The sequence below is a fragment of the Archangium sp. genome (genome assembly GCF_036388035.1).
Lineage (GTDB): Bacteria > Myxococcota > Myxococcia > Myxococcales > Myxococcaceae > Archangium.
Window position 1 is genome coordinate 1 of sequence record NZ_DASVSO010000558.1, and the last position, 8,877, is coordinate 8,877.

Annotated in this window: 9 protein-coding genes and 1 pseudogene; 5 read left to right on the top strand and 5 right to left on the bottom strand. The window is 67.5% G+C overall.

All coding sequences use genetic code 11. The annotated features are described in order from the left end of the window. A pseudogene (locus VF697_RS22365) lies at positions 1-422 on the top strand (DNA polymerase Y family protein); the annotation flags it as partial. Between the two features lie 14 nt (positions 423-436). Here VF697_RS22365 and VF697_RS22370 read toward each other — a convergent pair. Both VF697_RS22370 and VF697_RS22375 read right to left on the bottom strand, forming a co-directional pair. Then, on the bottom strand, positions 437-1,282 hold the full coding sequence (locus VF697_RS22370) for a hypothetical protein (RefSeq protein ID WP_331098182.1): 846 nt from the start codon (positions 1,280-1,282) through the stop codon (positions 437-439). A 143-nt stretch (positions 1,283-1,425) separates the two neighbouring features. Further along, the gene (locus tag VF697_RS22375) at positions 1,426-2,616 is read right to left on the bottom strand and encodes a hypothetical protein (protein ID WP_331098184.1); all 1,191 of its coding nucleotides are present in this window, start codon (positions 2,614-2,616) and stop codon (positions 1,426-1,428) included. Positions 2,617-3,020: 404 nt separating this feature from the next. On the opposite strand from VF697_RS22375, the gene VF697_RS22380 reads away from it, so the two are divergent. Continuing rightward, positions 3,021-3,299: a hypothetical protein gene (locus VF697_RS22380; protein ID WP_331098186.1), complete on the top strand. Its 279-nt coding sequence runs from the start codon at positions 3,021-3,023 to the stop codon at positions 3,297-3,299. Here VF697_RS22380 and VF697_RS22385 read toward each other — a convergent pair. The 3 genes from VF697_RS22385 to VF697_RS22395 all read right to left on the bottom strand — a co-directional run bounded on the left by VF697_RS22385 (position 3,286) and on the right by VF697_RS22395 (position 5,426). Then, on the bottom strand, positions 3,286-3,687 hold the full coding sequence (locus VF697_RS22385; protein WP_331098189.1) for a hypothetical protein: 402 nt from the start codon (positions 3,685-3,687) through the stop codon (positions 3,286-3,288). The genes VF697_RS22380 and VF697_RS22385 overlap by 14 nt on opposite strands. Positions 3,688-3,761: 74 nt before the next feature. Continuing rightward, the gene (locus VF697_RS22390; protein ID WP_331098191.1) at positions 3,762-4,343 is read right to left on the bottom strand and encodes a hypothetical protein; all 582 of its coding nucleotides are present in this window, start codon (positions 4,341-4,343) and stop codon (positions 3,762-3,764) included. A 72-nt stretch (positions 4,344-4,415) separates the two neighbouring features. Next, positions 4,416-5,426 carry an FAD:protein FMN transferase gene (locus VF697_RS22395; protein ID WP_331098193.1) on the bottom strand — a complete coding sequence of 337 codons (1,011 nt, stop codon included), beginning with the start codon at positions 5,424-5,426 and terminating at the stop codon, positions 4,416-4,418. Between the two features lie 212 nt (positions 5,427-5,638). On the opposite strand from VF697_RS22395, the gene VF697_RS22400 reads away from it, so the two are divergent. From VF697_RS22400 to VF697_RS22410, 3 genes are all read left to right on the top strand, one after another. Beyond that, positions 5,639-7,078: a glycosyltransferase family 39 protein gene (locus VF697_RS22400; protein WP_331098195.1), complete on the top strand. Its 1,440-nt coding sequence runs from the start codon at positions 5,639-5,641 to the stop codon at positions 7,076-7,078. Beyond that, positions 7,078-7,764 (top strand): hypothetical protein, encoded by a 687-nt coding sequence (locus VF697_RS22405; protein WP_331098197.1) that lies wholly within the window; start codon positions 7,078-7,080, stop codon positions 7,762-7,764. The genes VF697_RS22400 and VF697_RS22405 overlap by 1 nt, the downstream gene beginning before the upstream one ends. Before the next feature lie 59 nt (positions 7,765-7,823). Continuing rightward, positions 7,824-8,877 (top strand): hypothetical protein (locus VF697_RS22410; RefSeq protein WP_331098198.1); only part of this gene is annotated, 1,054 nt, incomplete at its 3' end.

Genomic DNA, 8,877 nt, shown 5'->3' on the forward strand with positions numbered 1-8,877 from the left:
GGGAGGACTCGCTCTTCATGGCGTCGCTGGAGGACACGCACCGTCCCGAGGACGCCTATGCGGCGCGGACCTTCCGGCCACCGACCGTGAGTCGAGGCCTGGAGGGCGAGCTGCTCCAGTCCGTGGAGGAGGCGGAGCCGATACCGGAAGTGCTGCGGGAGCGGCCCTCACGGGTGCTGAGCAGGCCCACCCCGATCGACGTGGAGGTGACGGCCTCGGGGGAGTTGCTCGCGGCGAGGCTCGGGGGCCGACGACGCCGGGTGACGGCGCTGGTGGGCCCGGAGCGGCTGAGCGGGGACTGGTGGGACGCGAAACCGTACAGCCGCGACTACTACCGCGTGCACTTCGAGGGACTGGGACCGGCCTGGGTGTTCCGTGACGCACGGGACGGCCGCTTCTACCTGCAGGGCCTCTTTGATTGAGGGATGAAGAGGCGTCACTTCTTCCGAGGGTGACGTAGTGCTTGTGCGGCATCGTCGAAGACCTTGGCCAGTGTCGGCTCTGCCGGGCGGTGTGCTTCGATAAGGGCTGCGTCCGCTCTCTGTCCGATGAGCTGGAGCAGTACCGCGGCTCGAAGTGAGCTGTTGGGAGCGGTGGCTACAATCAGCTTCCGCGCCAGCTCGCGCAGCCTGGTGCGAACCTCCTCGGAGAGCACGGGCATGACTTGCTCCCTGTGCCGCAGCAGCAGTGAAGCGAGGCACTCGCAGTAGTACGCGACGGGCTCTCGTTCATCTCGCTGGCCTGCCGTGGTTTCGAGCAAGGTGAGGGCCGTGGAAATGAATGAGGGGAGAGTCGGGAGCAGTTCACCTGGCAGGTCCTCCTCCATGACCGTGATGACGCCCGTCTTGTGCTCCACGGAAATGGATGGGTCGAGGGCCCAGGAGCGAAGCTCTTCAGGCGTCTTCTCCAAGAGCACGAGCAGGCCCTGCAGGCTCTTGTAGCGTGCGGGCGCCAGCCTCTCCAGGCTCCGCCGGACGACAGGAAGCAGTGCCGGGTGGCGCCTCCTCCAAAGGGCGTGCACCACCGAAAACACATCCCCAGGCGCTGGCTGGCCCGCGGCCAATTTCTCCAGCCTGCGTACAAGGGTCGCCCGTACGCTCTCCTCCTTGATGTGTCCCAGAGCCCTGACAATGGCCTCTACGACGGACTCTCCGTCGTAGTCGCCGCGAGCCTCCTCTCTCGCGAGCTGTTGTTCCAGGAGTCTGGTATTGGCCGTGCCGCCAAGCTCACCCAGACCAAAGGCCGCTGCCTGCCGCGCGTGGACATCAGGCTCCTCCAACATGGATTCCAGCAGGGATCTCGCCTGGCGGGGCTGCTCACCCAGTCTTGTCACCAGTGCGCGTACCCGGTCTTCCTCCCCCCGAGCGCATGCGTCCACCAACTCATCTCGCAATTGCTCCATGTCTGTCCCGTGAGCCATCTCTCTCACCTACCCATCCAGGGAAAGCTGACGCCTGGAGGTACGTAGCGTCGGACCAGGGTGCCGTCGAGCAGGTACAGCTCGTGGATGGCCGACGTGTCTGCCCGCAGCATGGCCTCGAAGGCCTCCAACTCACGCTGCATGTCCCGAGGGTTGGAAACATAGTTGGTGTTATGCCGCACACCATCAGGTCGGACCGAGGAAACATCCGGCTTGCGGAAGCGAACACCTCGCGCCAGTGCCGGGTCGTCAAGGGGTTTGCCCTCGGCGTTCAACTGCGGCCTGTTCTTCCTCAAATCGGTGTGTCCGGCTGCCTCACGCCCGGCAAGTTCCTTCTCAATGGCTTCGTTGTGCGGAGGGTTCTGACGTGTATGGGGTTTACCATAACGGGTGGAGAGCCTCGGGCCACCGCCTACGTCATCCATGACCGCGCAGGTGGTGAGCTCGCCGCAAAAAGACGTGGCGGAGGTGCCTGCGGCTACCCCGGTGAAGAGCAGTGTGCCGTCTGCCACCACATGGGCCATGGTGATGGACTCCAGTCCCGGTCCGCCCGTGGGCGCATGACGCAAGGGACTCAGCAGAGTCCAGATGCCGTCCTCGGGCACCTTGGGGAGCACCTGGGGCACCCCGAGACTGGCCACCACCACCAGCACACGTAGGAGCGTACCGCCGAGCGACTTGCCGAAGCGCTCGGACGCTGCCTCCAGTTGTTGAGGTGTGGTGGCGGCCTCGGCCTCCTGGTACAGGCGCAAGCACGCCATGGCCAGGTGGCTCAGTTCCACCAGCCCCACCAGCAGAGACAGGCGCACGGTGAGCGCGGCGGCGAAGGCCTTGGAGAAGAGGGGCTCCGGGGCCAGCCATGCCGCGAAGTACACCAGCACCGAGAGCGAGACGCTGGCCAGGAAGGCGGGGGCGCTGAAGAGTTCCTGGGCGGCCTCGCGGATCCCCTCATCCATGTAGCGAGTAGAGAGTTTGAGAGCGAGGTAGAGGCGGCTCGCCTCCAGGGACTCGGGTACGGGAAGGACCGCGGGTCCGAACTGGGAGAAGAAGTCCTCGCGCAGGCGCAACTCCCACGGGGCGGCGAGCCCCTGACCCGAACCGACCGCTCCCGGGGACTCCCGCATCAGTCGCAGCCGATGGCTGGCCCGTGGCCGAAAGGAGTCGAAGGCTACGAGCAGCGGGCGTATCTCCGCCACGCTCAGCTTCTCCAAATCAGGGTGGGGCGCCGAGGCAGGGAAGGAGAGCCGCAGCCGGCCTCCGGACAATGCCTGGATGAGCACGGGCAGGGGTTCAGCCCAGGTGAAACCACCCGCAGTTGCCCGTGCTTGTTGGCCAGCGACAGGTGTGGTCCCCCTCATCCGTTGGGGCGCGCTCGTGGGAGGGGGCGAGCCCTGGGCAGTGCCTGTCGAAGCCTGTATCTGCGGCCCTTCTTCGGCCGAAAGCTGAGCCCGCGAGGTGGCGCACGCGGCGAGAAGGGCGAAGCTCAAGACCAGGGCTACGCGCAGGAGTGAAGGGGCGGTCCGCATGCCCCGGGCAGCATGCCTGAGGCCCGGTCGCGGGACCAACCGGTTCACCCTCAGTGCGGCGCGAGGGGCCTGTGGTGGGGCTGATCCTCCGAGTGGAGGAGGACTGCGAGGACCAGGGCCAGCAGCTCTCGCTGGGAGACGCGCCCGAGGGAGACGCGGCGCTGGAGGTGGTGCTCTCGCGGCTGGTGACGGCGCTGGGGGAGGACTCGCTCTTCATGGCGTCGCTGGAGGACACGCACCGTCCCGAGGACGCCTATGCGGCGCGGACCTTCCGGCCACCGACCGTGAGTCGAGGCCTGGAGGGCGAGCTGCTCCAGTCCGTGGATGCGGGTCTGTTGATTACTCTCGTTTGAGAATCACCCCCTCGTCGTTGATGGCATAGCTCGCGCCGGCATCGACAGGAAGGGGCTCAAGTCCGCAGCGCTCGTCTTCCTTGGGCGTGAAGTGGATGAAGGTCGTCCCTTCACCTCTCTTGACCCAGGCGTCGTAGTTCTCGATGCGCTGCAGACAGCGCGCCCATGCATCAGCGTTGTTGGATGGACCCTTGCCTACCGGTCGGAAATCATCCATCGCAATTTGGAGCGCTTTGAGCTGTGGCCCGGTGACTGTCGTCGCGTCTTTGCCCCACTCTGGGAACTGAGTTCGCGCAGCGATCTCGGGAGACGCAACTGGTGCCTTCCGATGGATGTGAATACATCCGGAAAGACCAATCATCAGGATTCCCAGGCCAATTCGCTTCATCGGTGCTCCTTTTGGAGGCAGGCGTTTCGTTGGCGAGACACCGAGCTGGTTCGATGTGTGAGTCATGGAGTTGGCTATTCGCCGCGGAAGTCGTCCGTTACCTGCTTGGTGGGGACGAATTTTCCGTCTTGGAGCTGGAAAACCGTGCGGGCCGGAAAGTCATACAAAAAAATTTCACAAATGGGGTTGAACATCACCCGGAAGTAAAAGCGTTGACGACGTGCCTGTAGATCTTCAGGTGAGAACCTCGAGACCCCAGGATGGCTATGATAGTCAGCGTAGATTTTGCTTTCCGGTGCTTCCGAGTCACTGATCGCAGCTGGTGGAAAGCAGGCCTTCCGCCCACCGGGTAGATCCAAGGGAGGCCCAAGCGATGAAGGGTGACTTGCGAAGAACCGCGTGTCCCCAGGTCGCTGGTAGATGGCTCCGCAGTATTCTTGTCCGCCACGTTGATGCCCAGCTTTCGCACCGGGCATATTTCGGACCGTTTCACATAACTGCGGCGCGAGCGTCTCCAAGTTGTCAGCGGGTTCTAACATCGGTCCCGTCACGATGATGCGGCCATCAGGATCGCGCCAGAATTTTGGCTGCCCGCCGGTAGCACATCCTAAGACGCTCCCTGCAGCGAGCAGTATCGCGAGATGACGCGACATCATTTCCTTGTCCTGCCTTTCAGGCTGTGGTCGGCATGCTCATCTGCGTGAGCGTATCACGAAGCCGGCTATTCCTTACGGAATCGGGGTCCTCAGCTGCTTCAGCTTCTTCTCCAGCTTGGGTGACACCACCACCTGATTGTCCGCAGTCACCACCACCGCGGAGGCTCCAAACTTCTCCGCGAGCGCCAGTCCCTCCTTGGCTCCGAGGATGAATACGGACTTCGTCAGCACCTCCGCGTCCACCGCGCTCGGTGCGAGGATCGTCGCTGAGCGTGACGCCGTCGCCGGGTAGCACGTCCGCGGATCGATGATGTGGTGGTAGCGCTTGCCGTCCAGGACGAAGAAGTTCTCGTAGTCGCCGCTCGTCGAGAAGGCCGCGTCGGAGACCTCGAGCACCGCGAACACGCTGTCCCGCTCGCCTCGTGGATCCCGGATCCCCACCTTCCACGGTCCGCCCGCCTTCTTCCCCCCCGCGTAGAAGTCTCCCCCGGCCTGCACGAAGAAGTCCTTGAAGCCCAACCCCCGCAGTTTCTTCACCGCCTCGTCCACCCCCCAGCCCTTCGCCAGCCCTCCCAGCCCGAGCTGCATCCCCGCTCGCTTCAGCCGCACCTCGCACCCGGGCTCGCCACCGTCACCCGCCGGGGCGAACTCCAGGTCCTTGTACGAGATGAGCTCGCAGCGCTTCTTCAGCTCGGCCGGGTCCGGCAGGGCAGGGGTCAGCTCCGTCCCGAAGCGCCACATGCCTCGCAGGGCCGCCCACGTCGGATCGAAGAGCCCTCCCGTCTGCTCCGCCCCCCGCACCCCGCGCCGCAGCGCCGCGCACAGGTCCTCGGGAATCGCCACCAGCTCCCCGTCTCCCGCCTTGCGGTTCACCGCCGACAGCTCGCTGTCCGGGCGCCACTCGTTCATTACCTGGTTGACGCGCTCGAAGGCGCCAAAGGCCGCGTCGAAGCCCGCTCGCGCCTTCTCGGGCGTGCTTCCTACCAGCGTCACCGTCACCGTCGTCCCCATCATCGGACGCGTCTCGGTGCAGACCTGTGGAGCGGGTGCAACGGCCAGGACCACCAGCAGGGCACTCAGCATGATGGCCGCCCTCTGTCCCACGGATGGCCCAGGCGCGCCAGCAGCGGCCTTGGCTTGACCACCTGTCGGGGGCCGTAGTATTTCAACGTCATCGGTTTTTGAGAATGACTTTCAAAATCATTCACCCGTCAGGCGGCACGTCGGAAGCGGGGCAGGGGACGATGTCGCCCCGGGCCTTCGCTAGCGCCGTCGCGTTGCTGGGGGGGGCCGGAGTGGCGGCGCGTGTGCTCGCGCTGCCCCGGCTCCTGCCGGACCTGGACGCGGTCAACTTCGCGCGCTCGCTCCACGGCTTCGACCTGGCCGCCCAGGCGCCGCACTTCCCGGGCTACCCGGTGTACGTGGCCATGGCCCGGCTGGCCTCGGCCGCGGGAGCCCCCGAGGTGCTGGCGCTGGCCCTTCCCGGCCTCGTGCTCGGGGCGGTGGCCATTGGCCTGCTGGGCCTCGTCCTGCGGCCGTACCTCGGGGCGGCTGGGGCGCTCGTGGGCGTGGCCCTGGTGGCGCTCCTGCCCCTTCCCGTCCTCTTCGGCGCGACCCCCGGCTCGGATGGGGCGGGCCTCGCGCTCCTGGTGCTCGCGGCCTGCGCCGTGCTGACGGCGGGCGACTCCGCGCCTCGGGCGGCGGTGCTCGCGGGCGCGGTGGCCGGTGTGGCGCTCGGGGCCCGGCCCTCGTTCCTCCCGGCGCTGCTGGGCCTGGCCCTGGTGGTGCCTCCCGGCCGGCGGCTGGCGGCGTTCGCGGGCGGCGGGCTCGGCGTGGTGGCGTGGCTCCTCCCGATGGTGGCGCTCACGGGCCCGGCGGAGCTGCTGCGCATCGGCTCGGGCTTCCTGGGCGGCCACGCGGGCGAGTGGGGCGGCACCGTCGCCGTGCGCCCGGAGCTCGGCTGGCGGCTGGAGCACCTCGGCTTCGACATCGTGGCCGCGGGCCTCGGGTTGCCGTGGCCCGGTCCGCACGGTGATTCCGTGGCCCTGCGCGTCGCGCGCTTCCTCCTGGCCCTGGGCTTCTCCGGCGCGCTGGTGGCGCTCGTCCGCGCGGCGCTGCGTGGGGCCCTGTCCACCGGTGAGCGCCGGGTGGCTCGGCTCGCGCTGGCATTCGGCCTGCCCTATGGCGCGTGGATGTTCCTCGGGCAGAACCTGCTCAAGGCGCGCCATGCCCTGCCGGTGGTGCTCGCGCTGGCGCTGCTGGTGGCGGTGGGCGGGGCGGTCCTCGCCCGGGCCTGGACCCCTCGGGTGCACCTGTCCCTGGCCGGGGCCCTGGCCGCGACGACCGCGGCGGTGATGCTGCCGGTGGCGCTCGCCCAGGGCTCCGAGCCCGCGCCCGCGGCGCTCCTGGTGTCCCACGTGTCCCGCACGCTGCCCCCGGCCGGCACGCTGCTCTTCACCGGCGAGGAGGCCCGCCTCTTCGAGCACTACGTGCCCCACTACCGCGCCGGCCGTCCGGCCACGGGCGAGCAGCTCCGCCGCGAGGTGGAGCGCGTGGCCGCCGCCGGGGCAGACGTCTACGTCACCTCCACCGCTCCCGGGGCCGAGGCGCTCGCGCCCCACCTGGAGCCCGTGTCGCGCTTCGCGTGCGACCGGCGTGTGCGCTCGCACGCCCACGACATCGTCCTCTTCCACTACCGGCCCGCGCCGCCGGCCACTCCGCACAAGGTCCTCTGATGCGCGCCCGTCTCGCTCTCTGCCTCGCGCTCCTGCTCGCCGCCTGCAAGGGCCCCGTCCCCGAGGACTTCCGGCCCGTCCAGGACTCGGCGCAGGGAGATCCCCGCATCTCCGTGTCCATGAACCGGATCATCTCCGGTCGCTACCGCACCATCGCGCCCACGTGCATCGGGCAGCAGTACGTGGTGAGCAACCCCGCGGACATCCAGCCGGCGGGGGGCCTGCCCATGCGGCCGGGGCAGATCGTCGAGTTCCGCAACTACCAGCCCGACGTGCCCACCAACGTCACCGCGCTGTCGTCGCCCGCGGCGCTCTTCAGCCCCAACCTGGTGAAGCCCTACAACGTCCGCACCGAGACGGACGAGACGTACTCCTACTGGCGCTACCAGTTCTCGCGGCCGGGCGTGTACGAGTACTTCGACACCAACATGGGGGAGCCGGGCCGCAAGGTGGTGGACTCGTACTACGGCACGGTCTCGTACATCGGCGAGTCGAACGCGCCCAAGGCGGTGGTGTGCGTGGATGCGCCCAACTGCGTCGCGTCCGCCGAGTGCCTCGCTGGCACCGCGCCCGCGGGCACCGCCTGCTGCTCCTGCGTGGGCGTGTGCTGCACGCTGGATGCCCACTGCACCTCGGACAAGACCTGTCTGCGCGGCCGCTGCGTGGATCGCGAGTCGGGCGAGTGACCTCGCGCTCCGGAGGTACCGGAGCGCCTCAACCCTGGTTTCAACGGAGAAGCACGAACATGAAGAAGCAGCTGAAGTCGGTCGGAATGGGGATGTTCCTGTCGGTGGCCCTGCTGGCGGGCTGTGGTGAGCCGGAGACGCCGGTGACCCCCACCCCGGAGCAGCCCGTCTCCGAGCGGTGCAAGGAGACCACCGCCGACTACCTCGCCTTTGACGTCAACAACCACAAGGCCCAGGACGACCGGCTGACGGCCATCGACGAGATGATGGCCCTGTTCACCCCGGCGGAGAGTGATCCGACCAGGTCGGCCACCCAGGCCGCGGCCATCCTGGAGAAGTACAAGGCCACGAGCACCGACCTGCAGGCGAAGGTGCAGGGGCGTGAGGACAAGCACTTCTCCGGGCCCGACGCCGCCGTGGGCCAATCGATCGACAAGGCCTTCCTCGGTGCCATCGATGAGCTGAAGATGGCCGACACGAAGCTGAAGGTGTCGCTGGCCAAGCAGCGCTTCCAGAAGGCGGGCGTCTACCGCTTCCTGTACCTGTCGGTGATGGAGGAACTCTACGAGCCGTCCTACGCGCACTATGACGAGGCCTTCGGCTACCTCGGCACGGGCGCGAGCAACAACGACGCCGGGCGCAAGGGCCTGGCGCGACTGGCCACCAGCCGCGACGGCAACAACTTCACCACGCTGAGCGCCGAGCTCTTCGCGCTCATCAAGGAGGGCTCCTGCATCATCGAGAGCGCGCTGAAGGCCAAGAACTCGGACACCCTGGCGTCGCCCTCGGACGATGAGACCTACGCGCGCTTCGTCCAGCGCTTCGATGCCCGGCTGCAGAGCGTCTTCGCGTACTCGATCGGCCACGAGCTCTACGACATCGACTTCAACAAGGAGAAGCCGGAGACCGCCTACATCAAGCTCGTCGAGGGCGAGGGCTTCTTCCAGACGCTGGAGCCGTACATGAAGAACGCTCCGGCGGGCAGCGCCAAGGCGAAGCTCGCCGCGAAGCTGCGGACGGCCTTCGACGCCGCGATCACCAAGGCGAAGGCCGGCGACACCACGTGGATCCCCGAGATGAAGGCGACGGAGCTGCTCGGCGAGCTCGAGACGG